The 21,755-nt window shown below is 63.5% G+C and carries 23 protein-coding genes and 1 pseudogene; 13 read left to right on the top strand and 11 right to left on the bottom strand.

What is annotated here, in order from left to right:
- Positions 1 to 52: 52 nt before the first annotated feature.
- The 4 genes from dnaK to hemW form a co-directional block, all read right to left on the bottom strand.
- Positions 53 to 1,975 carry a molecular chaperone DnaK gene (gene dnaK, locus L4X63_RS20780; protein ID WP_250680581.1) on the bottom strand — a complete coding sequence of 641 codons (1,923 nt, stop codon included), beginning with the start codon at positions 1,973 to 1,975 and terminating at the stop codon, positions 53 to 55.
- Between the two features lie 143 nt (positions 1,976 to 2,118).
- A complete protein-coding gene (grpE, locus tag L4X63_RS20775; RefSeq protein WP_250680580.1) occupies positions 2,119 to 2,682 on the bottom strand; it encodes a nucleotide exchange factor GrpE in 564 nt (187 codons plus the stop codon).
- Positions 2,683 to 2,706: 24 nt separating this feature from the next.
- Positions 2,707 to 3,738, bottom strand: a complete 1,032-nt coding sequence (gene hrcA, locus L4X63_RS20770) for a heat-inducible transcriptional repressor HrcA (protein WP_250680579.1) — start codon at positions 3,736 to 3,738, stop codon at positions 2,707 to 2,709.
- 97 nt (positions 3,739 to 3,835) lie between these two features.
- Complete coding sequence (gene hemW / locus L4X63_RS20765) at positions 3,836 to 5,035, bottom strand: radical SAM family heme chaperone HemW (RefSeq protein ID WP_250680578.1); 1,200 nt, start codon at positions 5,033 to 5,035, stop codon at positions 3,836 to 3,838.
- Positions 5,036 to 5,228: 193 nt separating this feature from the next.
- Here hemW and L4X63_RS20760 point away from each other — a divergent pair, with 193 nt between their 5' ends.
- The 8 genes from L4X63_RS20760 (at position 5,229) to L4X63_RS20725 (ending at position 11,130) form a co-directional block, all read left to right on the top strand.
- A complete protein-coding gene (locus L4X63_RS20760) occupies positions 5,229 to 6,008 on the top strand; it encodes a carbon-nitrogen family hydrolase (RefSeq protein ID WP_250680577.1) in 780 nt (259 codons plus the stop codon).
- Positions 6,009 to 6,104: 96 nt separating this feature from the next.
- Positions 6,105 to 6,779, top strand: coding sequence for a protein TolQ (tolQ, locus tag L4X63_RS20755; RefSeq protein ID WP_250680576.1), 675 nt, complete (start codon positions 6,105 to 6,107; stop codon positions 6,777 to 6,779).
- A 3-nt stretch (positions 6,780 to 6,782) separates the two neighbouring features.
- Positions 6,783 to 7,199 (top strand): protein TolR, encoded by a 417-nt coding sequence (gene tolR, locus L4X63_RS20750; RefSeq protein WP_250680575.1) that lies wholly within the window; start codon positions 6,783 to 6,785, stop codon positions 7,197 to 7,199.
- A 38-nt stretch (positions 7,200 to 7,237) separates the two neighbouring features.
- Complete coding sequence (locus L4X63_RS20745; RefSeq protein ID WP_250680574.1) at positions 7,238 to 7,978, top strand: TonB family protein; 741 nt, start codon at positions 7,238 to 7,240, stop codon at positions 7,976 to 7,978.
- A complete protein-coding gene (gene tolB / locus L4X63_RS20740) occupies positions 7,975 to 9,207 on the top strand; it encodes a Tol-Pal system beta propeller repeat protein TolB (protein ID WP_250680573.1) in 1,233 nt (410 codons plus the stop codon). Before L4X63_RS20745 ends, tolB begins: the two co-directional genes overlap by 4 nt.
- Before the next feature lie 113 nt (positions 9,208 to 9,320).
- Complete coding sequence (gene pal / locus L4X63_RS20735) at positions 9,321 to 9,959, top strand: peptidoglycan-associated lipoprotein Pal (protein WP_250680572.1); 639 nt, start codon at positions 9,321 to 9,323, stop codon at positions 9,957 to 9,959.
- A gap of 76 nt (positions 9,960 to 10,035) precedes the next feature.
- Positions 10,036 to 10,893 carry a tol-pal system protein YbgF gene (ybgF, locus tag L4X63_RS20730; RefSeq protein ID WP_250680571.1) on the top strand — a complete coding sequence of 286 codons (858 nt, stop codon included), beginning with the start codon at positions 10,036 to 10,038 and terminating at the stop codon, positions 10,891 to 10,893.
- 48 nt (positions 10,894 to 10,941) lie between these two features.
- Positions 10,942 to 11,130: a hypothetical protein gene (locus tag L4X63_RS20725; RefSeq protein WP_250680570.1), complete on the top strand. Its 189-nt coding sequence runs from the start codon at positions 10,942 to 10,944 to the stop codon at positions 11,128 to 11,130.
- 120 nt (positions 11,131 to 11,250) lie between these two features.
- On the opposite strand, the gene L4X63_RS20720 is transcribed toward L4X63_RS20725, so the two are convergent.
- On the bottom strand, positions 11,251 to 11,739 hold the full coding sequence (locus tag L4X63_RS20720) for a hypothetical protein (RefSeq protein WP_250680569.1): 489 nt from the start codon (positions 11,737 to 11,739) through the stop codon (positions 11,251 to 11,253).
- 87 nt (positions 11,740 to 11,826) lie between these two features.
- Positions 11,827 to 12,126 (bottom strand): twin-arginine translocase TatA/TatE family subunit, encoded by a 300-nt coding sequence (locus tag L4X63_RS20715; protein WP_502799933.1) that lies wholly within the window; start codon positions 12,124 to 12,126, stop codon positions 11,827 to 11,829.
- Positions 12,127 to 12,339: 213 nt separating this feature from the next.
- On the opposite strand from L4X63_RS20715, the gene nadA reads away from it, so the two are divergent.
- The 3 genes from nadA (at position 12,340) to L4X63_RS20700 (ending at position 14,549) form a co-directional block, all read left to right on the top strand.
- Positions 12,340 to 13,254 carry a quinolinate synthase NadA gene (gene nadA, locus L4X63_RS20710; RefSeq protein WP_250680567.1) on the top strand — a complete coding sequence of 305 codons (915 nt, stop codon included), beginning with the start codon at positions 12,340 to 12,342 and terminating at the stop codon, positions 13,252 to 13,254.
- A 72-nt stretch (positions 13,255 to 13,326) separates the two neighbouring features.
- Positions 13,327 to 13,872: a gamma carbonic anhydrase family protein gene (locus L4X63_RS20705; RefSeq protein ID WP_250680566.1), complete on the top strand. Its 546-nt coding sequence runs from the start codon at positions 13,327 to 13,329 to the stop codon at positions 13,870 to 13,872.
- 5 nt (positions 13,873 to 13,877) lie between these two features.
- Complete coding sequence (locus L4X63_RS20700; RefSeq protein WP_250680565.1) at positions 13,878 to 14,549, top strand: endonuclease III domain-containing protein; 672 nt, start codon at positions 13,878 to 13,880, stop codon at positions 14,547 to 14,549.
- Positions 14,550 to 14,709: 160 nt separating this feature from the next.
- Here L4X63_RS20700 and L4X63_RS20695 read toward each other — a convergent pair whose 3' ends face one another.
- The 3 genes from L4X63_RS20695 to rsmB are packed head-to-tail and all read right to left on the bottom strand — an operon-like array spanning position 14,710 to position 17,395.
- Complete coding sequence (locus L4X63_RS20695) at positions 14,710 to 15,342, bottom strand: NUDIX hydrolase (RefSeq protein WP_250680564.1); 633 nt, start codon at positions 15,340 to 15,342, stop codon at positions 14,710 to 14,712.
- Positions 15,343 to 15,374: 32 nt separating this feature from the next.
- Complete coding sequence (rpe, locus tag L4X63_RS20690; protein WP_250680563.1) at positions 15,375 to 16,040, bottom strand: ribulose-phosphate 3-epimerase; 666 nt, start codon at positions 16,038 to 16,040, stop codon at positions 15,375 to 15,377.
- Between the two features lie 8 nt (positions 16,041 to 16,048).
- Positions 16,049 to 17,395: a 16S rRNA (cytosine(967)-C(5))-methyltransferase RsmB gene (gene rsmB, locus L4X63_RS20685; protein ID WP_250680562.1), complete on the bottom strand. Its 1,347-nt coding sequence runs from the start codon at positions 17,393 to 17,395 to the stop codon at positions 16,049 to 16,051.
- A gap of 147 nt (positions 17,396 to 17,542) precedes the next feature.
- Between rsmB and L4X63_RS20680 the strand changes: the two genes are divergently transcribed.
- Both L4X63_RS20680 and cls read left to right on the top strand, forming a co-directional pair.
- Complete coding sequence (locus L4X63_RS20680; RefSeq protein WP_250680561.1) at positions 17,543 to 18,103, top strand: thioredoxin fold domain-containing protein; 561 nt, start codon at positions 17,543 to 17,545, stop codon at positions 18,101 to 18,103.
- 187 nt (positions 18,104 to 18,290) lie between these two features.
- Entirely contained in the window at positions 18,291 to 19,682 is a 1,392-nt protein-coding gene (cls, locus tag L4X63_RS20675; protein ID WP_250680662.1) for a cardiolipin synthase, read from the top strand.
- Positions 19,683 to 19,733: 51 nt separating this feature from the next.
- Here the strand turns inward: cls and L4X63_RS20670 are convergent.
- Positions 19,734 to 20,273, bottom strand: a pseudogene (locus L4X63_RS20670) (GGDEF domain-containing protein); the annotation flags it as partial.
- A gap of 637 nt (positions 20,274 to 20,910) precedes the next feature.
- Positions 20,911 to 21,735, bottom strand: a complete 825-nt coding sequence (locus L4X63_RS20665; protein ID WP_250680560.1) for a metal ABC transporter permease — start codon at positions 21,733 to 21,735, stop codon at positions 20,911 to 20,913.
- Positions 21,736 to 21,755 lie beyond the last annotated feature (20 nt).

Raw genomic sequence — 21,755 nt, 5'->3', positions numbered from 1 at the left:
GCGTTTCGTTAATTTATTGCGTCATCATCCATCAAAGTGGACCCGGATGCAACTACTTCTTGTCGTCCTTGACCTCTTCGAAGTCGGCGTCGACCACTTTCTCGCCCTTGGCGGCGCCGGCATCGGCCTCGCCGTGGGGCTCGGCGCCCGCCTGCTCGCCCCCCGCAGCCTGGGCCTTGGCGTAGACCGCTTCGGCCAGCTTGTGGGAAGCCTGCATGAGGTTATCGCTCGCCTTCTTGATGGTGTCGAGGTCGCCACCTTCCAGGGCCTTCTTGAGTTCGGTCACGCCGTCTTCGATCTTCTGGCGCTCGGCGGCGTCGATCTTGTCGCCGTACTCCTTGAGCGATTTCTCGGTGGAGTAGACCAGGTTGTCCCCCTGGTTCTTGGCCTCGATCAGCTCGCGCTTCTTCTTGTCGTCGGCGGCGTGCGCCTCGGCCTCGCGGACCATCTTGTCGACCTCTTCCTTGGAGAGGCCAGAGGAGGCGGTGATCCGGATGGACTGCTCCTTGCCGGTACCGAGGTCCTTGGCGGAGACGTGCACGATGCCGTTGGCGTCGATGTCGAAGGTGACCTCGATCTGCGGTACCCCGCGCGGTGCCGGCGGAATCCCGGAGAGCTCGAAGTTGCCGAGCGTCTTGTTGTCGGCCGCCATCTCGCGCTCGCCCTGGAGGACGTGGATGCTGACCGCCGGCTGATTGTCGGCCGCGGTGGAGAAGACCTGCGACTTGCGGCACGGGATGGTGGAGTTCTTTTCGATCAGCTTGGTCAGCACGCCGCCCAGAGTTTCGATGCCGAGGGAGAGCGGGGTGACGTCGAGCAGGAGCACGTCCTTAACGTCGCCGCGCAGCACGCCACCCTGGATGGCAGCGCCGATGGCGACCACCTCGTCCGGGTTGACGCCGCGGTTGGGGACCTTGCCGAAGATGTCCTGCACCTTCTTCTGGACGATCGGCATGCGGGTCATGCCGCCCACCAGGATCACCTCGTCGATGTCGGACGGGGAGAGGCCGGCGTCCTTGAGTGCGGTGCGGCAGGGGCCTTCCAGGTTGTCGATCAGCTCGGCGCAGATGGACTCGAGCTTGGCACGGCTAAGCTTCATGGTCAGGTGCTTGGGACCGGAGGCGTCGGCGGTGATGAACGGGAGGTTGATGTCGGTCTCCAGCGAGGTGGAGAGCTCGCACTTGGCCTTCTCGGCGGCCTCTTTCAGCCTCTGGAGGGCCATCTTGTCGCCGCGGAGGTCGATCCCCTGGTCCTTCTTGAACTCGTCGGCGATCCAGTCGATCACCTTCTGGTCGAAGTCCTCGCCACCGAGGAAGGTGTCGCCGTTGGTGGACTTCACCTCGAAGACCCCTTCGCCGAGCTCCAGGATGGAGATATCGAAGGTGCCGCCGCCCAAGTCGAAGACGGCGATCTTCTCGTCCTTCTTCTTGTCGAGGCCGTAGGCCAGGGCGGCCGCGGTCGGCTCGTTGATGATCCTCAGCACGTTGAGACCGGCGATCTTGCCGGCGTCCTTGGTGGCCTGGCGCTGGGAGTCGTCGAAGTAGGCCGGAACGGTGATGACGGCGTCGGTCACGGCCTCGCCCAGGTAATCCTCGGCGGTCTTCTTCATCTTCTGAAGCACCATGGCGGAGATCTCGGGCGGCGAGTATTTCTGCCCGCGGACTTCGACCCAGGCGTCGCCGTTGTCGGCCTTCACGATCTGGAAGGGGGAGATGGCGATATCTTTTTTAACGGCGTCGGTCTCGAACTTGCGGCCGATCAGACGCTTGATCGCGTAAAGGGTGTTCTCGGGGTTGGTGACCGCCTGGCGCTTAGCCTGCTGACCCACCAGCCGCTCGCCGCTCTCGGCGAAGGCCACCATGGAAGGGGTGGTGCGGCTCCCTTCGGCGTTGGCTATGACGACCGGCTCACCACTCTCCATCACTGCGACGCAGGAGTTGGTGGTCCCGAGGTCGATTCCTATTACTCTACTCATGTCGTGCCTCCTGTATGGTAACTGTAACTGAAAGCTAGTCATCCCCCTTTTGATTTACAAGGGGGGACCAAAATTTTTTATCGGATTGGTAACATTCTTCCCCTTGAAGGGGAAGGGACGCATAGCCGTCATCGGGCCGGGAATCACCCCTTGGGAGCCACCGCCACGGTCACCATGGCCGGACGAAGCAGCCGGTCGTTCAAAAGGTATCCCTTCTGCAGCTCGGTCACCACCGTGTTCGGTGCCTGGCCGGCGGTCTCCACCTGGCTCATGGCCTGGTGGAAGGCAGGATCGAACGGTGTCCCGGCAGGGGTTTCGATGGCGGTCACCCCGAACTTCTTGAGGGTGGAGACGAACATCGAGAGGGTGATCTTCACCCCCTGGATGACCGCGGAGGAATCGTCCTCGGCGTGGGAGACGGCGCGCTCCAGGTTGTCAAGGGCCGGCAGGATCTCCAGGATGAAGTTCTCGTTGCCGTACTTGAGGATCTCCTCCTTCTCCTTTTGCACCCGTTTGCGGTAGTTCTCCAGGTCGGCACGCTCGCGCAGGTACTTGTCCCAGTTGTTGGCGGCTTCCAGCGTCTTGGCGGCTACCGACTCCTCGAGCTCCTTGATGCGGTCCGTATCGCTCACGGCAGCGGTCTCCGCCTGGGGGGCCTGCTCCTCCGTCTTATGCTCGTGCTGATGCGAATGTTTTTTCTTCTCCATCCTTATCCCTCTCCTTTTTCCGGCCTACTCGGTCTCCAGCAGGCGGCTTATCAATTTGGCCGTGTAATCGACTATCGGTATCACCCTTCCGTACCCCATCCGCGTGGGACCGATCACCCCCAGGACGCCGACGGTGTCCTTGCCGGTCATGTAGGTGGAGGTGATGAGGCTCATCCCTTCCATCTTGAGGAGATGGGATTCCGAGCCAATGAAAATCTGCACCCCGTCCGCCTGCATGGCGCGGTCGAAGAGGTCGAGGAGCAGGCTCTTCTTCTCGAAGGCCCGGAAGATCTCGCGCATCCGGCCGGCGTCGGAGAACTCCGGCTGGTCGAGGATGTTGGCCTGTCCTTCCAGGAAGAGCTCGGGGTTGCCGGTGTTGATGGTCTGCTCCGAGAGGGCCAGTGCCCTCGCCATCAGCGAGTCGTAACGGACCTTCTCGCTGTTCATCTCGTTGAGGATGCGCTCGCGCACCTGGGCGATGGTGAGCCCCTGCAGCTGGTCGGTCAGGTAGTTGGCCATGCGGACCAGGTCTTCCTGGCGGATGTCCTCATCGACCTGGACCAGCCGGTTTTGCACGGTCCCGTTTTTCGAGATCAGGATGGCCAGCACCCGCTTCCCGGGGAGCTTCACGAACTCGATCTGGTGAAACACGCTGGAAGCCGGGCGCGGCGCCATCACCACCCCCATGTAGCTCGAGGTGGTGGAGAGGAGACGGCTGGTTTCCTTGAGCACCTGGGCGGGATCCTTGCCGGCCATCTGGCAGCGGCGGCGGATCTCGTCCTTCTTGTCCCGGGTGATGTTCTTCACCTCGAGGATCGAGTTGACGTACAGCCGGTAGGCCTTTTCGGTGGGGATCCGGCCGGCCGAGGTGTGAGGAGAGGCGAGCAGGCCCATCTCCTCGAGGTCCGACATCACGTTCCGCACGGTGGCGGGCGAAAGGGCCAGGGCATGGCTGCGCGTGATGGTCCTGCTTCCAACGGGCTCGGCGGTCGCGATATAATCCTCGATTACCGCCTCTAATATCCTTTTGCCACGATCCGAAAGCTGATCTGCCATTTTGAGCACCCCACAATGCAGATTAGCACTCCGACTGATCGAGTGCTAACGAGCTTAAGGTAGCAACGGGGTTGGGCTTTGTCAAGGGGGGAACCTGCTAGAGAAAACGGGCGAAGACGGAGTTGGCGATCAGCACCGTGGATGGGGAGAGGCGGACACGCTCGCCCTCGCGCAAGAGAAGACCGGCCCCCTCCAGTCGAGCCACCTCCGCAAGGTGCCGCTCCAGGGGGTTCTCCCCGTAGAGGGTCCGGAACTCGGCCAGGTCGATGCCGTCCAGCTCCCGCAGCCCGAGGAAGAAGGCCTCGGAAACGGCATCGTCCAAGGTCAGCAGTTCGATCTCCTCCTCGGGAAGGGAACCGGCGGCCACCGATTCGAGGTAGGCGGGGAGATCGGGGGTATTGTTCCACCGCCGCCCCCACTCCCCTTCGCCCCCTCCCTCCACCGAGGAGGAAAGCCCCCCCTGGCCGCGAAAAAGACGCGGATTGAGGAAGGAGTGTGCCCCGCCCCCGAAACCGAGGTAGCTCTCCCGCCGCCAGTAGGCGCCGTTATGCCGGGAGGCATAGCCTGGGCGGGCGAAGTTGGAGATCTCGTAGTGACGGTACCCCGCCTCGGCGAGCCTGCAAACCGTCTCCTCGAACATGGCGGCGGCGGTCTCCTCTTCCGGCAGCGGGAGCGCCCCCGCCTCCTTCAGGGCGGCAAACGGGGTTCCCTCCTCGACGGAGAGACCGTAGGCGGAGATGTGCTCGGGGGCGAGGGCGATGGCCCGCTCGAGGGTGGAGCGCCACTCCTCCAGGCTCTGGCCGGGGAGCCCATGCATGAGGTCGATGCTCAGGTTGGCAAACCCCGCCCGCCGCGCCGCCTCGAACCCCTCCACCGCGTCGGCGGCGGTGTGGATCCTGCCGAGCTTCTTCAGGTAACGGTCGTCGAAGGACTGCACCCCGAGGGAGAGCCGGTTGACGCCTGCCGCCAGGTAGCCGGAGAGCTTTGCCGGGGTCAGGGTGCCGGGGTTGGCCTCGATGGTGACCTCGGCACCCGGCTCCAGGCCGAAGAGCCGTTCGACAGCTTCCACCAGCGCCGCGACCGGCTCCGGCCCCATCAGCGACGGGGTCCCTCCCCCCAGGTAGAGGGTGGGAGCCCGCACCGGGCCGCGGAGCGTGCGCCGCCTAAGCTCCATCTCGGCGAGCACCCCCCTCACGTAGGCCTCGGGAGAGACCGGCGAAGAGGCGGTGGAGGCGAAGTCGCAGTAGAGGCACTTCCGGACGCAGAACGGATAATGGAGATAGATGCCGGTTAGCATGACGGTAAAAATCGCTCCTTTCCCGCCAAAGACAGCCTTTCCCGGCGGGAGCACCCCTCATTTCTAGCAGATAGGGCGCTCCGCTGTCACCTAAAAGCGGCTAAGCGCCGCATATCTCTCTTGAAATACCGTCCGGCAGTATATTACACTGCCGACTTGCGTTCGAATCCATCAACGCCCGATCGGAGGGATCATGGAAAAAGCGATCAAGGCCGGCGTGGTACAGTTCACCATCGCACTGGGCGACATCGACGCCAACGTCACCCAGGCCACCGGAGCACTCAGGCGCCTGGCCGCCCAGGGGGTGGAGCTCGCCGTCCTCCCGGAGATGTGGAGCTGCGGCTTCGCCTACCGCGAGCTGAACGCGCTGGCCCGGCGCACCCCCGAGCTGGTCTCCCGGCTGGAGGAGCTCTCCCGCGAGCTCTCCATGGTCATCGTGGGGAGCCTGCCGGAGCCGCACGGCGACAAGGTCTACAACACCGCCTACGTGGCCGACCGCGGCCGCCTGGCGGGAAGCTACCGTAAGCTCCACCTCTTCTCCCTGATGGGGGAGGACCGCTCCCTGGATGCCGGTGATTCGGTGCTGGTGGCCGATACCAGCGTCGGCAAGGTCGGGGTGATCATCTGCTACGACCTGAGGTTCCCGGAGCTCTCCCGCAAGCTCGCCCTCGCGGACGCCGACATGATCGTGGTCCCCGGCGAGTGGCCCAAGCCGCGCGAGGAGCACTGGTTCACGCTTCTCAAGGCCCGCGCCATCGAAAACCAGCTCTTCGTCCTTTCCGCCAACGCCTGCGGGGTGGTCGGCAAGCTCGACTTCTTCGGGCGGAGCCTGATCTTCGGACCGAAGGGAGAGATCCTGGCCGATGCCGGGTACGACTGCGGCGAGGCGGTCGCGACCCTCGACCCGGCCGAAGTGGCCGCCTGGCGCCAGAGCATCACCTGCTTCAGGGACCGCCGCCCCGATTGTTACTGATCCCCGGCGACGCTCGCAGAGCTTTCCTGTTGACTTCAACGGTGGTAAGGCATATTTTTCCTCGTTAACCAATAACTTCAGCGGAGGTATCCTTCCTTGGGTATGCTTGCCTCGACCGGCCTGGTCGTAAAACTCGTCCTGATCGTGCTGCTGTACTTCTCCGTGGTCTCCTGGGGTATCATCTTTTACAAACTTCTGCAGATCTACCGCGCCAACGGTGCCAGCGAACGTTTCATGGAGTTCTTCTATAAGTCCAAGCGCTTCGACACCATCGGATCACAGCTGGACCGCTTCGAAAACTCACCGCTCACCGTCCTTTTCAAGGAAGGGTATGCCGAGCTGAGAAGGCTCCAGGAAAAAGTTGAGCAAAAGGCCGATCCCAACGTGATCAGCACCGACCTGGGGGGGATCGACAACATCTCCCGCGCCCTTCGCCGTGCCACCACCTCCGAGATCACCCGGCTGGAAAAGTACCTGACCTTCCTGGCCACCACCGGCTCCACCGCCCCCTTCATCGGCCTGTTCGGCACCGTCTGGGGGATCATGTCCGCCTTCCAGAACATCGGCCAGTCCGGCTCCGCCTCGCTGGCGGTCGTTGCCCCGGGCATCGCCGAGGCGCTCATCGCCACCGCCATCGGCCTGGTGGCCGCCATCCCGGCTGTCATGGGGTACAACCATTTCCAGCAGCGGATCAGGGTGCTGATCTCGGAGATGGACAGCTTCTCCACCGAATTCCTCAACATCGTTCAGCGTAACTTCGCGGGGAGATAATCCATGGAGTTCGGCAACAGAAACGACAACCGCAGCACCATGTCCCAGATCAACGTCACCCCGCTGGTCGACGTCATGCTGGTGCTGCTCGTGATCTTCATGGTCACCGCGCCCATGATGCAGCAGGGCGTTCAGGTGAACCTCCCGAAGGCGGAGACCAAGTCGCTCGCCCCCAAGGAAGACACCATCGTCGTCTCGATCGAGAAGACCGGCAGGACCTTCATCAACAGCAACGCCGTCGACGTGGAGCAGCTCAAGGATAAGCTGAACACCATGCTCGCCGGCCGCGAGAAGCGCGAGGTCTTCCTGAAGGCCGATCAGGCCGTTCCCTACGGCGAAGTGGTGCGGGTCATGGCCCAGATCAAGGGAGCGGGTGTCGAGCGGCTCGGCATGGTAACGGAGTCCCCCGAGCTGCGATGACACAGCGGTTCCCAAACCGATACCCCGGCCCCGGAGGGATGTTCGCCATCTCCTTCGTGCTCCACCTGGCCGTCGGTCTCCTGATGCTCTTCGGCGACCTGCTTCCCATCTTTCAGCCCCAGGAGCAGCCGGTCACCTACGTAGACATGGTCACCCTGCCGGTAGCCTCGCCGCAAAGCGGGATGCCGGCTCCGGCCACGCCCGAGGCTCCCAGGACCCCGGCCCCGCCGGCTCCCGCCGCGCCCAAGCCCCCCCCGGCGGCCATGGCCCTTCCGGCCAGTAAGCCAACTCCCACGTCCAAAGGAAAAACGGCGGCCCCGAGCGCCAATGCGAAACCGCAGCAGACGGCTCCCGGCGAGACCCAGGAGGACGCCCGCGCGTTCAACGACCGGATCGCGAAGCTCGAGCGCCAGGCCGAGGACCGCCGCCAGGCCGAGGTGATGGCCCGGCTGAGGAAGACCGCCAGGACCGGCATGCCGGGTGCCCGCGGGACCCAGGCCGGGAGCGACTACGCCTCCTACATCCAGTCGCGCCTCAAGGACGCGCTCACCAGGGAGATGGCCAAGGAGACCAGATCGCCGCTTTTGATCGCCATCATCACCATCGGCGCCGACGGAAAGGTCGCCGAATTCCGGGTGACCAAGCCCTCGGGCGACCGGGTCTTCGACGACGCCGTCACCCGCGCGGTCACCCTGGCCGGAAGATCGCTCAAGCCCCCCCCCAGCGGGCAGTTCAGGTACGAGCTCCGTTTCCGGCCCGAAGAGGTTACAGCCAAATGATCAAGAAGCTTCTGCTGATATCGATCCTTCTCCTGCTCCCCGGCCTTTGCAGCGGGCAGACCTACCTCGACATCGCCGCCCCGGTATCGGGGAAACCCCAGCTGGTGCTGGCCCCCTCCACCACCCTCTCCGGCCCCGCCTCCCCGGAGGTGGCCAAGGAGCTGTCGGAGCTCTTCAGCCTCGACCTCGGGCTGGCCGGGCTCTTCGACGTCACCACCGCCGGTCAGGCCGCCCCGGGCGCACCGCTGCTGCTCAAAAGCGCCTACGCCGTCAACGGCAACTCGCTCGTCATCGAATGCCGCCTGTTCGACCAGGTCCTCAACCGGGAACTGACCGCCAAGCGCTACAGCGGCTCTATCAAGGAGCTCCGCCGGATGGGACACGCCTTTTCCGACGAGGTCCTCCGGGTGCTGACCGGGCAGAAGGGGCCCTTCACCGGCAAGATCGCCTACGCCACCAAGGTCTCCGGCAACAAGGAGATCTTCGTGATGGATTACGACGGATTCCACCCGCAGCGCCTCACCAACAACGGCTCCATCAACATCAATCCCGACTTCTCCCCTTCCGGCCGCGAGATCGTCTACACCTCCTACAAGAAGGGGAACCCCGACCTCTACCGGAGGGAGATCTACACCGGCGCCGAAGCGAGGATATCCGCCCGCCCCGGGATCAACGCCCAGGGGACCTTTTCCCCGGACGGAAGCAAGATCGCCGAGGTGATGAGCAAGGATGGGAACGCCGAGATCTACCTGATCAGCCGTGACGGCAGGGAGCTCGCCCGCCTGACCCGCACCCCCGCCATCGACGTCTCGCCGGCCTGGTCGCCGGATGGCAAAAGGCTCGTCTTCGTATCCGACCGCCTCGGGAAACCGCAGCTCTTCATCATGGATTCCGACGGCGGCAACGTGAGGAGGCTCACCACCGAGGGGTCCTACAACGTGACGCCGCGCTGGTCTCCCAAGGGGGACCGGATCGCCTATGCCCGCCAGGTCCCGGGGGGATTCCAGATCTTCGCCATCAACCCGGACGGCACCCAGGACACCCAGCTCACGACCTCCGGAAGCAACGAGCATCCCCGCTGGTCGCCCGACGGCCGCTTCATCGTCTTCAGCTCCACCAGGAACGGCGCCGAGGCCATCTACCTCATGCGGGCCGACGGCAGCGCCCAGACCCGCATCTCCCGCGGACGCGGGCCGGACTCCCACCCCACCTGGTCCAACGGGTGGTGATTTGACATTAAATTGGCGTTGATTAAAGCGCAAAGATGGCTATAATTCAGTATCGTTTTCCGTGAAGACCACCACGGTCAGCACCTATCTAATTCATCTAAAAGGAGTGGGCAATGCGCAACAGGATCACCGGGACCATCGTTTTCGTCTTCGTCGGCGCCCTTCTGTGCGGTGGATGCGCCAAAAAAGAGGTCGTCAAGCCTGAGGAGACCGCACCCGCGGCCCAGGCGGCACCCGTAACCCCGGCACCGGCCGAGCAGCCGAAGGCTGCCGAACAGGTGAAGCCTGCCCCCAGGCCGCCGGAGCCGGCCCCGCAGGTCGCCGAGACCCCTGCGGCCGAGGCCCCGGTCAGCAGCGAGGCACCGAAGGCAGGCGCCCGGGAGCAGGCACCCGCCGGGGAAGCCGCCGGTGAGATGCGGATGGACCTGAAGACCGTCTACTTTGCCTTCGACTCCTCCGAACTCTCCGCCGAGACCCGCGACGCCCTCTCCAAAAACGCCGAGGTCCTCAAAATGAGCCCCGGCATGAAGATCAGGATCGAGGGTAACTGCGACGAACGCGGCTCCGACGAGTACAACATGGCCCTCGGCGAGCGGCGCGCCAAGTCCGCCAAGGATTACCTGGTGAACCTCGGGATCGCCCCCGACCGCATCTCGGTCATCAGCTACGGCGAGGAGAAGCCGGTAGACCAGGGGCACGACGAGGCCGCCTGGTCCAAGAACAGAAGAGACGATTTCGTCATAGCCAAGTAAGGCAGATGCCGCTGGGAAAGGGAGCCGACCGGCTCCCTTTTTCTTGGCGCCGATATACGTTCAAGGAGATCCACCCATGCAAGCACTGAGGGTAGCAGGAACCTCGCTCATCGCACTCGCCCTGTTCGGTTGCGCCTCCAAGGCAGACGTCGACGTCATGCGCCGGGACAACGACGAGATGAAGAACCGCATCTTCGCCATGGAAAAGGGGCTCAACGAGGTACGCGGCGATGTTAAGGAAGGGATCGAGAAGTCGCTGGCCGCCAACCGCAAATCGCTGGAGACCCTGCAAAAGGACGTGGGAGGCTACCAGAAGGACATGGAGACCATCAGAAAGAGCGCCGCGGACCTGCAGGCAACCCTGGACAGCTCCCGGGTCGACATGCAGGTCTTGACCGGCAAGATCGACGACGTCCGCATCCTGGCCCAAAAGCCCGCCGACGACATCGCTCTTTTGAAGGACGACCTCAACAAGCGGCTGGCCGCCCTCGAGGACCGCATGGCCAAGCTGGAGGCGGGTTTGGCCGACCAGCAGAAGAAGGCGGCGCTCGCCCAGCAGACTCCGGAGTGGCTCTACCAGCAGGCCCAGGATGCCTACAAGCGGGGGGACGTGGCCAAGGCACGGGAGTCCTTCGGGAAATTCCTGGAGACCTACCCGAAACACCGGCTGGCCGCCAATGCCCATTACTGGCTCGGGGAGACCTACTACTCCGATAAGAACTACGATCAGGCGGTGCTGGAATTCCAGGAGGTCATCAACAACTTCCCCGACAACCGTGACAAGGTCCCCGCCGCCATGCTCAAACAGGGGATGGCCTTCAAGGAGATGGGGGACCCGAAGAGCGCAGTCTACGTCTACCGGAAGCTGATCGAAGAGTTCCCGAAGTCGGACGAGGCCAAGGTTGCCAAGGAGAAGCTGCGCTCCATCAAGTAGGGGTTCCCTTCCCGGCCATCATCACGAACCATAGCGTAAGGAGTGACCATGTACCTGGCCAGAGACAAAAACGGCGATCTCTACCTCTTCGACAAGATCCCCACCAAGGGAAACGAGTGCTGGTGGGCTGAGTCGGGGGTGGACGGGACCTACCTGAAGCTCGACAAGAAACTGTATCCGCAGGTGACCTGGGAGAGCGACCCTTTGCCGGTTGACCTCATGATCACCGACCAGTGAGCCTGTCCGTCAACAGCCATCAATAACGAAAAGGCCGCCCTTAGAGGCGGCCTTCCGTTTTTCCGGGGTTTGCGGTTCATCCCCCTCGCAGCCGGAGAGCCACGAGAGCCGCGGCTCCCGTCAAAGATGGATATCCTGCTTGATGTTCTTCGGCGTGTAGCTCTCCGCCACCCGCCACCCTTTCCCCGTCACGAAGACCGGCTGCAGCTTGCACGCGATGTATCCTATCAGGCTCGCCTCATCCGGCAGGTCGGAGGCGATGGTGACGATCCGGAAGCCGACGAAGTCCCCGGCGAGAGGGAAGGTCCGCGATTCCTTCAGCGTGCAGCTCCAGACGCTTTTTCCTCCCGCCGAATCCGCCACCCTGATCCGGAAGGTCCTCTCCCCGTCCGGCCCGAGCCCGCCATCCTCCTCCACCAGCGCCGGGATCAGCGCCCCTATCAGCGGGAGGTATCCCTCGCTGCAGGCTTGGGCGAACGCTTGGCCGTTGTCGCGGTATTCCAGAACCTTCGGTGTTTTCTTCCAGGGCCAATCGACCATGAGCTTCGCCTCGGTGCTGCCGGGAGTAATGGGGAGCCGCCCAAACGGGCTGCTAAAACGGTACCGCACCTGCGGTGCCGGTCAAGGCGGCGGGTGCGCTAAATAAAAGAGGCGGGTCAGTACCCGCCTCTTGGTTGCCAATCTCACGCCGCGCCCTCAGACGCTCTTCTTCTCGGCCCCGGCCTCGGTCTTGACCGGCTCCGGCTCCTTCCCGTCGGCGGCCCGCTCGGCCATCTCCATCTTCTCCTTCTCGGCCTGGGCCTTGGACTCGGCCAGCGCCGCCTGCTGCTCCTTCTCCTCCGCGCTTCTCGCCTCGGCGTCGATGCTGTGCTTGAAGTCGTCGGTCGCCTTCTTGAACTCGGCAAGCCCCTTCCCGAGCGATTTGGCCAGATCGGGTAGTTTCTGCGGGCCCAGCACAATGAGTGCGATGACCATGATGATGATTAGTTCAGGCATGCCGATTCCGAACATACTCTCTACCTCGCTGTCATCCTTGCAAAGCCGCCCAGGATGAAAAAATTTTACAGAAATAATAGAGGTTTTGCCGAACGGTGTCAAGCTTGCATACATTACGGCTCAAAGGGTTTGACATGATTGTAAACATTGTCTACTATCGGTCCGATTACCCCTATTACTCCTCAAGAACAGCAGTCTCTGGCGGTGACAGACATGACGCAGCAGTCCATCAAATCCGAAATCAGACAGCTACTCAAGGAGCGCAACGCCGTGCTCCTGGCCCATAATTACATGCGGGACGAGGTACAGGAAATCGCCGACATCACCGGCGACTCCCTGGGACTCTCCATCGAGGCAGCCAAGACCGACGCCGACGTCATCGTCTTTTGCGGAGTCCACTTCATGGCCGAGTCGGCCTCCATCCTCTCGCCCCACAAGACCGTGCTCCTCCCCCGGCTGGACGCCGGCTGCCCGATGGCCGACATGGTATCGGTGGAGGAGCTCAAGGTGCTGAAGGCGAAGCTTCCGGGCGTCCCGGTGGTCACCTACGTGAACTCGTCCGCGGCGGTGAAGGCCGAAAGCGACATCTGCTGCACCTCGGCAAACGCGGTGAAGGTGGTCCGCTCGCTTTCCGAGGGCGAACTGATCTTCGCCCCCGACAAGAACCTCGGAGGATTCGTCTCCGGCTTCATCGACAAGAAGTTCCACCTCTGGGAAGGGTACTGCCCCACCCACGAGCGGCTCAAACCCGAGGTGGTCAAGGAACTCAAGAAGAACAACCCCGACGCCCTCTTCATCTGCCACCCCGAGTGCAACCCCGCCGTGGTCGCGCTTGCCGACCACGTCTGCTCCACCACCGGGATGTACGACTACTGCAAGAAGAGCAGCGCCCAGCGCTTCATCATCGGGACCGAGGCCGGGATTCTCTACCGGCTCAGGATCGACAACCCGGACAAGGAGTTCATCCTGGCCTCCCCGGCGCTGATCTGCCCGAACATGAAGCTCACCTCCCTGGAAGATATCCTGGACGCCCTCCAGACCATGCAGCCGGTGGTGAAAGTCCCCGAGGAGATCAGGGTTCCCGCCAAGCGGGCGCTGGACCGGATGCTGGCCATTCCCCGGGATTAGCCGCACGATCTTACCCCATCCTCACCCCGGCCCTCCCCTTGAAGGGGAGGGTGAGCATAGGAGTTGAAACGCATGATCCGTTCGTTCAAGGGGATGAAGCCCCAGATAGACGAAACCGCCTTCGTCGCCGAAGGGGCGGTCGTCATCGGCGAGGTCTCCATCGGCAAGGAATCGAGCATCTGGTACAACTGCGTCTTGCGCGGGGACGTGAACTTCATCCGCATCGGCGACCGGACCAACGTCCAGGATCTTTCCATGCTCCACGTGACCCACAAGAAGCACGCCGACGATCCGGGCGCGCCGCTCGTGATCGGCAACGACGTGACCATCGGGCATAGCGTCACCCTGCACGGCTGCACCATCGAGGACGGCGCCTTCGTCGGGATGCAGGCGATGATCATGGACAAGGCGGTGATCGGCAGAGGCGCCCTCATCGGGGCCCGCGCGCTGGTGACCGAGGGGACCGTCGTTCCGCCGCACACCCTCTGGGTGGGAGCCCCTGCCAAGTACAAGCGCGACCTCACCCCGGAAGAGATCGCCTGGCTCTCCCGTTCGGCCGGCAACTATGTCCGCTACTCCCGCGAGTTCATGGCCGACGACCTGGAGAAGCTCGACTGAAAACGATGTCCCGGCAGTACCCCGCTCAACCAGCCCTTCTCATGGAGGTCTTCGACCTCCTCCTGAAAGCCTACGGACCGCTCGACTGGTGGCCCGCCGACACCCCCTTCGAGGTCTGTGCCGGCGCGGTCCTCACCCAGAACACCAACTGGGGAAACGTCGAGAAAGCCATCTTCAACCTCAAGCACGAAGGCGTCCTCTCGCTGGAGGCGATCGCCGGGATCGACCACGAGCGGCTCGCCGATCTGATCCGCCCCTCCGGCTTCTTCAACGTGAAGAGCGTGCGGCTGAAGGAGCTCGTCGTCTGGATCATCGGACGCTACGGGACCCTGGAGAAGATGTTCGAGGGGGACTGGGAGCTTTTGCGGGAGGAGTTGCTCGCGGTGAGGGGTATCGGCAGGGAAACCTGCGATTCGATTCTTCTTTACGCGGGAGAGAAGCCGTCCTTCGTGGTGGACGCCTACACGAAGCGGGTCTTCTCGAGGCTCGGCGTGGTGGAGGAGACGGCGGATTATGAGGAGGTCCGCTCGCTGTTCATGAGGAGCCTCCCGCACCAGGTGTACCTCTTCAACGAGTACCACGCGCTCATCGTGGAGCACTGCAAGCGGCACTGCCGGAAAAAGCCTTTGTGCGAAGGGTGTCCGCTGGCCGGGATATGCAAGGGTAGGTTAGGTTGAACAGCTTCACCGTGAAATGCAACGATTACCAGGGCCAGCGAAACTGAAACCATCGCGTTTCGTTCCTCAACACGACCTACAACTCCCCCTACCAGACAGCGCTAAAATCCTCCCTGTCCCCCCTTCGCAAAGGGGGGGGGACGTCAGGCCCCGGCACTTTCTACTCCGCCGGTTGGTCCTCGAACTCGTCGGGCTCGCTGCACTCGATGTCGAGGGCCGGCTCCCTGCCATCCAATAGATCCAGAAACTGCTTCAGTATCCTCGCCGTCAGTCCCCAGATCTCGTCGTCCCCGTACTGGTAGAAGTAGACCGCATGCCGCTTGCCGCGCCAGGGCCAGCACTCCGCCCGGAAGTACTCGGGCTTGCGGAGGTGCGACAACGGCACCACGATTAGCCGTTCGATCTCGGCATCGTTGACCGTCAGCTGGTAGCCGGAGGGGAAAACTCCAACTACCGGGGTAACGATGTAGTTATGGATGGAATGGCAGTCGTCCAGTTCGCCTAAGATCTCCACGTCGGCGGGACGGATGCCGACCTCTTCCCAGGCCTCGCGAAGCGCGGTGTCGGCACTGTCCTTATCGCCGGGATCGCAGCGGCCTCCGGGAAAGGAGATCTCGCCGCTATGGTGGGTGAGATGCGGAGTTCGCTTGGTGAAGAGGAGATGGAACTCGCCGTCTTTCTCGAACAGGGGGACCAGCACGGCGGCGGGGACCGGCCCCGGTGCCATCGGAATCCGCTGCCGTCCGGCCAGCACGGAGCGGATCTTCTCCTTCATGGCGAGAATCTCTTCCATGGCGCCCCCCGGCGCGGTTTCCCCCCCGTGGATCAGAGAACCGGCTCCTTGGCCCGCCTCTTCAGCTCGGCGATGGTGGCGGCGTAGTCGGGGCTGTTGAAGACCGCGCTCCCGGCCACGAAGACGTCGGCACCGGCGTGGGCGATGCGGGCGATGTTGTCGGTCTTGACCCCGCCGTCCACCTCCAGCTCGGCCTCCACACCCCGCTTGTCCATCATGGCACGGAGCGTCTGGATCTTCGGGATGCAGTTCTCGATAAAGGACTGGCCGCCGAAGCCGGGGTTGACGGTCATCAGGAGCACCAGGTCCAGGTCCTCAAGGATGTAATCGAGAGCGGAGAGCGGGGTCGCCGGGTTGAGGGAGACCCCCGCCCGCTTCCCGAAGGACTTGATCAGCTGCACGGTGCGGTGGAGATGCACGGTCGCCTCGGCGTGGACCACGATGATGTCGGCGCCCGCCTTGGCGAAGGACTCGATGTAGAGGTCCGGCTGGGAGATCATGAGGTGGACGTCCAGCGGGAGCTTGGTCACCTTGCGCACCGCGTCGACCACCAGCGGCCCGATGGTGATGTTGGGGACGAAGTGGCCGTCCATGACGTCGACATGCACGTAATCGGCGCCACCCGCCTCGATGGCGGCAACCTCCTCGCCCAGGCGGGCGAAGTCGGCCGAGAGAATGGAAGGGGCTATCTTTTTCATGGCATCTCCTACTGGATTTTCTTGAGGCGGCCCGCGAAGAAGCCGTCCATACCGTCACGATGCGGCCAGCTCCTGAAGAAACCGCGCTCGGTGAAAAGGGGCGACAGGGAGGGGAACAGGGGCCGCAGGTCCTCCACGACGAACTCGGGATGCCGTTCCAGGAAGCGGTCGAGGACCTCCTCGTTCTCCTGGACCGTGGTGGAGCAGGTGGCGTAGACCAGGGTGCCGCCGGCCTCCAGGTAGCCGGAGAGGTTTTCCAGGATGGCCAGCTGGGTGGCGGCGAGCTGCGGCAGATCGGCCGGGGACTTCCACCACTTCCCCTCCGGGTTGCGCCTGATGACACCGAGCCCGGAGCAGGGGGCGTCCACCAGGATCTTCCGGAAGCGGAGATCGCCGAGCGCCGCCGAGGGAGCGGTGGCGTCCATGGAGAAGGTGCGCACCGAGGAGATCCCCAGCCGGTCGCAGGTCTCCCGGATCAGCCTGAGCTTCTTCTGGCTCACGTCGCAGGCGAGGATCTCTCCCTTGTCGCCGGTCAGCTGGGCGATCTGGGTGGTCTTCCCGCCCGGGGCCGCGCAGGCGTCGAGGATCCGCTCCCCCTCCTTGGGATCGAGGAAGATGGGAGCCAGCTGGGAGGACTCGTCCTGCACCGTGAAGAGCCCCTCCTGGAAGGAGGCAAGCCGGGTGACCGCCCCGGCGTGGGAGAGCCGGACACCGTCGGGGGACCAGGAGGTGGCGGCCGCAGTGACCCCTTCCCCCTCGAGTCTCTTGATGAGCCCGTCCCGCGAAGTCCTGAGCCGGTTGGCCCGCACGGTGATCGGGGGGGGCTCGGCCATGGCGGCCGCCAGCGGTTCGGCCTCCTCGCCAAGCTGCCTGAGCCACTGGGAGGTGAGCCAGGCCGGATGGGAATAGCGGATGGCCAGGTACTCGGCGGGATCGGCCTCGCGGTCGGGATAGACGATGGCATCGCGGCCGCGGTCGGCGTTTCTCAGCACGGCGTTGATGAATCCCGAGGCGCGGGGAACGATCTGCTTGGCCAGGTTGACTGTCTCGTTCACCGCCGCCGACACCGGGACGCGGTCGAGATAGAAGCACTGGTACAGGCCGAGTCTCAAAAGCAGCCGCACCACAAGCTCGAGCTTGTGGGGACGCTGTTTGGAGAACTGGCCGATAATATGATCCAGGGTCGCCTGCCGTCTCAAGACACCGTAGACAAGCTCGGTAAGGAGACCGCGGTCGGCTCCCGTGATCATCCCATGAGTGAGTTCGTGGTCCAAAAGTATGTCCGCGAACGAGCGCTCGCGTTCGATTCTCACAAGTATGTCAAAGGCTGCGCGGCGTGGATTTTTATTGGACAAGAGGGTGATCCTTTGTTTGGGGCAAGTCTCAGATGACCGTTGATTATATGCATTCTGCCTAAAACTGCAAGCCGTTAGGGCACTTGACATAGATAAAAGCGCGGCTAACCTTTATTTACCGAAAAGGATGTTCGATGGAGGCAGCCAATGATCCCTTGGGAAAGCGAGATGTCGAAAGCTCTGGCACGGGGAAAAGCCGAACAGAAATGCATCCTGCTCGACTTCTTCAGTCCTGAATGCATCGGATGCCAGCAGATGGAAGAGGCGTCGTTCCCCAACCAGTCGGTAGCAAACTTCATAACCGATAGGATGGTCCCCATTCACGCCGCGGCCGGGACCAGCACCCTGTCGGCAGACTTCAACGTAGTATGGACCCCGACCCTGGTGGTGCTCGACTTCTACGGCAGGGAGCACCAAAGGACGGTCGGCTTCCTCCCACCCGACGAGATGGTGGCCTGGCTGCTCTTGGGTATCGGCAAAACGGCCCTCGACAAAGGCCAGCACAACGAGGCGGTACTCCAGTTCAACACCTTGATGAACGGGTACCCCACCAGCGCGGCCGCCCCCGAGGCCATCTACCTCCGCGGCGTGTCCCGCTTCAAGACCAGCCAGACCGCCGCCACCCTGAAAGAGACCTACCAGCAGCTCAAAAACGACTTCCCCCACAGCGAGTGGACCAAACGGGCCGAGCCGTTTGCGCTGTTGTAGTAAGCATCGCCGCAGCACGCAGTAAGTAAGTCATCCCTGGGGCGGCATCATGCCGCCCCTTTTTTGCAGCAAAAACCCGAAAGGTTGGTGGTTGCCCTTCGTATGACACAGCTCCCCTCGCGCTGAACGGACAGACCCGGCGGCACGAGGAGCCGGAGGCAGGGTGGAACTGGTTCTCTCCTACACGATGAAGCTCTGCCTGGCGGTGCTGGCCCTGCTGTCGGCCGGGCACGCGCTCATCAACAAGCGCGACCCGCGCTCCGCGCTGGGGTGGATCGTCACCTGCCTCGCCTTCCCGCTCCTCGGCCCGCTCGCCTACTGGGGGCTCGGCGTCAACCGGATCTACAGCCGGGCCCGGCGCTGGCAGGGCAAACCGGAAGCCCCCACCCATCCCCCCCGTCACCGCATCGAGCTTTCCTCCCCTCTGCCGGTGGAGATCGGCTACCTGAACGAGCTCCGCAGCCTGTCGGACCGGGTGGTCAGCAGGGCCCTGAGAACCGGCAACAGCATCACCCCGCTGGCAAACGGGGAAGAGGCCTACCCCGTCATGCTCGATGCCATCGAGGCCGCCAGCTCCTCCATCCACCTCAGCACCTATATCTTCGACGGCGACCAAACCGGCAGGCGCTTCACCGATGCCCTGGCCCGGGCGGCCGCCCGGGGAGTCGAGGTGCGGGTGATCGTGGACAGCCTCGGGGAGAAGTATTCCCGCCCGACCGCGCGGGTCCTTCTGAAGGGATCGGGGGTCCAGTTTGAGCGCTTCCTCCCCCTGCGCCCGGGAGGATACCTCAACCTGCGCAATCACCGGAAGATCCTGGTGGTGGACGGCCAGACCGGCTTCACCGGCGGCATGAACATCGGCGGGCGCCACATGGTGACCGGCCGGCCGCCCGTGGTCAAGGATCTCCATTTCCGGGTGATAGGCCCCGCGGTGGCCGACCTGCAGCGGACCTTCCTGGATGACTGGCGTTTCGTGAAAGGGGAGTCGTTACCGGGGAGGAAGTACTTTCCGAAGCTTCCCGAGGCGGGGAGCGCCCTGGTGAGGGCGGTGAGTGACGGGCCGGACAAGGACTTCAGGAAACTGCACTGGATGGTGCTGGGTGCGCTCTCCTGCGCGAGGCGCCGGGTGACCATCGTCACCCCCTACTTCATCCCCGACCGCGCGCTGGTCTCGGCGCTGATCACCGCGGCGCTGCGGGGGGTGGAGATCGTGCTATTGCTGCCGGAGGTCAATAACCTCCCCTTCGTCCACTGGGCCAGCCGCTCCTACCTCTGGGAGCTCCTGCAGCAGGGGGTGCGGATCTTCTACCAGCCGGGGCCCTTCGTCCACACCAAGTACCTGGTGGTGGACGGGAGCTGGTGCCTGATCGGGAGTGCCAACCTCGACCCCCGCAGCCTCCGGCTCAACTTCGAATTCGACCTCGAGGTCTACGACCTAGCCTTTGCCCGGGTGCTCGAAGCCCGCAGCGCCTCCGCCTTGGCCGCTTCCCGCGAGATCACCCTCGTCGAGATGGATAGCCGCTCCCTTGCGGCGAAACTGCGCGACGGCGCCGCCAAACTGCTCTCCCCCTATCTGTAGTCCCGGGTAGCCGCGCTTGGCCGCCCCATCCCCCTCGAACAGCGTCACCCGATTCTTCCCGAGCCTTTTGCTGCTGTACATCGCCAGGTCGGCCCGCATGATCACCGTCCGCAGGTCGTACCCGTCATCCGGGAAGGAGGCGACCCCCGCCGAGAGGGTGGTCTCCACCAGATGCCCCTCGAAGGTGAAGGGGGAGGTGGCCATCGCCTTCACGATCCTCTCCACCGCGGGAAGGATCTTCTCCTTGTCGTGCCCCTCGTACATCACGATGAACTCATCTCCCCCGAAACGGGCGGCAATGTCGCACTCGCGGATGTTCTCGGTAATGATGTGGGCGGTCCACCTGATCAGCGCGGTGCCGGCCAGATGCCCGTAGCGGTCGTTGACCTGCTTCAGGTTGTCGGAATCGATCATGCAGATGGCGTAGGGGCGTTCGTAGCGCTTGGAGATCTTCTCCTGCTGCCCGGCCAGGGTCTCGAAGCTCCGCATGTTGTGGAGATCGGTCAGGTCGTCGGTCAGGGAGAGCTTTTCCACCTCCAGGCGCGCCGCCTCCGCCTGCCCCGAGATAAGCGCCCCGAGGTGGGCGGTCATCACGAAGGGGAAAAGCTCGACGATCCGCTCCATGAGCCCCACCCCGGCCATGGGCCCCTGGACCAGGGCCAGGATGGTGAAGGAGGCGATGGAGAGGCCGGCCATGAGATAGGTGATGCGGGTCCCCATGGTGAGGGAGGTGATCATCAGCACCAGGTAGAGGACGGGCAAAAAGGGACTCGCGGACTTGCCGGTCACCCAGCAGATGGTCACCACGAAGAGGTGGAGAAGGAGAAGGTCGAAGGCGCCCTTGAACTGGCCGCGGGGGAGGAAGTTGGCGGCCACGGCACGGTAGCAGCAAAGGGCGAGGCAGGCGACGCCGAGCACCGAGATGTTGGGCTGCCCCAGCTGGTGGAGGGTGGCGTACCACGACGCCAACGCGATAAGCAACCAACAGATCAGGCCGGTTATCCGGTCGTAGCCGGAGTACCTGCCGAGCCGGCCGTCGTTGGTCGCGTTTGGTTCACTCATGGAAATAAGCCTCGTTGGCAAAAACCTGAGCGGGCCTAGCCCACTTCTACACCTATTCGGCAGTCCGGCCGGAAAGTTGACAGAAAAAAGCCCCGGTACGCAAGAACTTCTGCCGGGGCACCTCGCCGGGAAACGATCCGGGGCCGCTACCCCGTCATCGCCAGTTTCACCGGTGTCTGATCAACGAGCGGGCCGCAAAGGCGGTGAGGAAGGTGAGGAAGTTGATGAGCACGATGGTGGCCCCGGTGGGGAGGTTGGCGCTGAAGGAGACCCCGATGCCGACGACCACGGTGCATACACCGATGCAGGCCGCGCAGACGATGGCGGTCTTGAACCCCTTGGAGAGCTGCAGGGCGGTGGCGGCGGGAAGGATCAGCAGCGCCGAGATCAGCATGATCCCCACCACCTTCATGGCGAGCACCACGGTGAGGGCGGTCAGCAGCACCAGGATGGCGTTAATCCGCCCGGTGTCGATCCCGGAGGACTTGGCGAGCTCCTCGTCGAAGGTGCTTGCGAAGAGGTCGTTGTAGAAGACGAGCACGCCGGCGATGACCACGGCGAAAAGGACCGCCGCGATGATCAGCTCGTCGCGGCTGATGGAAAGGATGTTGCCGAAGAGGTAGCTGAAGAGGTCGACGTTGAAACCGCCCGACAGGCTCGCCAGCATGACCCCGAGGGCGATCCCCAGGGCGGAGACGATGCCGATGGCCGCGTCGCCGTAGATGCGCGCACGCTGCGCCAGCTTCAGGATGCCGAGGGCGGAGACGAGCACCACCGGGATGATGGCGAGGGTCATATAAAACGAGTAGAGACGGAAAAAAAGCGCCAGCGCCACCGATCCGAAGGTGACGTGGGCGAGCCCGTCGCCAATGAGCGACAGCCTCCGGAGCACCAGGAATATCCCGAGCACCGAGCAGAGAATGGCGATCAACGATCCGCCGATCAGGGCCCTCTGCATGAATCCGTAACTGAGCATTTCCGTTATAGCCATTGTTTCCTCATAAGCCGAAC

It is taken from the genome of Geomonas sp. Red32 (assembly GCF_023652955.1).
In the GTDB taxonomy this organism is placed as follows: domain Bacteria; phylum Desulfobacterota; class Desulfuromonadia; order Geobacterales; family Geobacteraceae; genus Geomonas.
The sequence above is the reverse complement of the archived record's forward strand: the minus strand, read 5'-3'. Positions and strand labels throughout refer to the sequence as shown.

Excerpts from the sequence above, each read along its gene's own strand:
- L4X63_RS20695 (WP_250680564.1), bottom strand. The coding sequence starts at position 15,342 with ATGGAAGAGATTCTCGCCATGAAGGAGAAGATCCGCTCCGTGCTGGCC.
- L4X63_RS20725 (WP_250680570.1), top strand. The coding sequence starts at position 10,942 with ATGTACCTGGCCAGAGACAAAAACGGCGATCTCTACCTCTTCGACAAG.
- hrcA (WP_250680579.1), bottom strand. The coding sequence starts at position 3,738 with ATGGCAGATCAGCTTTCGGATCGTGGCAAAAGGATATTAGAGGCGGTA.
- pal (WP_250680572.1), top strand. The coding sequence starts at position 9,321 with ATGCGCAACAGGATCACCGGGACCATCGTTTTCGTCTTCGTCGGCGCC.
- tolR (WP_250680575.1), top strand. The coding sequence starts at position 6,783 with ATGGAGTTCGGCAACAGAAACGACAACCGCAGCACCATGTCCCAGATC.
- ybgF (WP_250680571.1), top strand. The coding sequence starts at position 10,036 with ATGCAAGCACTGAGGGTAGCAGGAACCTCGCTCATCGCACTCGCCCTG.
- L4X63_RS20665 (WP_250680560.1), bottom strand. The coding sequence starts at position 21,735 with ATGGCTATAACGGAAATGCTCAGTTACGGATTCATGCAGAGGGCCCTG.
- L4X63_RS20760 (WP_250680577.1), top strand. The coding sequence starts at position 5,229 with ATGGAAAAAGCGATCAAGGCCGGCGTGGTACAGTTCACCATCGCACTG.
- hemW (WP_250680578.1), bottom strand. The coding sequence starts at position 5,035 with ATGCTAACCGGCATCTATCTCCATTATCCGTTCTGCGTCCGGAAGTGC.
- L4X63_RS20700 (WP_250680565.1), top strand. The coding sequence starts at position 13,878 with ATGTCCCGGCAGTACCCCGCTCAACCAGCCCTTCTCATGGAGGTCTTC.
- grpE (WP_250680580.1), bottom strand. The coding sequence starts at position 2,682 with ATGGAGAAGAAAAAACATTCGCATCAGCACGAGCATAAGACGGAGGAG.
- tolB (WP_250680573.1), top strand. The coding sequence starts at position 7,975 with ATGATCAAGAAGCTTCTGCTGATATCGATCCTTCTCCTGCTCCCCGGC.
- cls (WP_250680662.1), top strand. The coding sequence starts at position 18,291 with ATGAAGCTCTGCCTGGCGGTGCTGGCCCTGCTGTCGGCCGGGCACGCG.
- L4X63_RS20680 (WP_250680561.1), top strand. The coding sequence starts at position 17,543 with ATGATCCCTTGGGAAAGCGAGATGTCGAAAGCTCTGGCACGGGGAAAA.
- nadA (WP_250680567.1), top strand. The coding sequence starts at position 12,340 with ATGACGCAGCAGTCCATCAAATCCGAAATCAGACAGCTACTCAAGGAG.
- rpe (WP_250680563.1), bottom strand. The coding sequence starts at position 16,040 with ATGAAAAAGATAGCCCCTTCCATTCTCTCGGCCGACTTCGCCCGCCTG.
- dnaK (WP_250680581.1), bottom strand. The coding sequence starts at position 1,975 with ATGAGTAGAGTAATAGGAATCGACCTCGGGACCACCAACTCCTGCGTC.
- L4X63_RS20705 (WP_250680566.1), top strand. The coding sequence starts at position 13,327 with ATGATCCGTTCGTTCAAGGGGATGAAGCCCCAGATAGACGAAACCGCC.
- L4X63_RS20745 (WP_250680574.1), top strand. The coding sequence starts at position 7,238 with ATGTTCGCCATCTCCTTCGTGCTCCACCTGGCCGTCGGTCTCCTGATG.
- L4X63_RS20715 (WP_502799933.1), bottom strand. The coding sequence starts at position 12,126 with ATGCCTGAACTAATCATCATCATGGTCATCGCACTCATTGTGCTGGGC.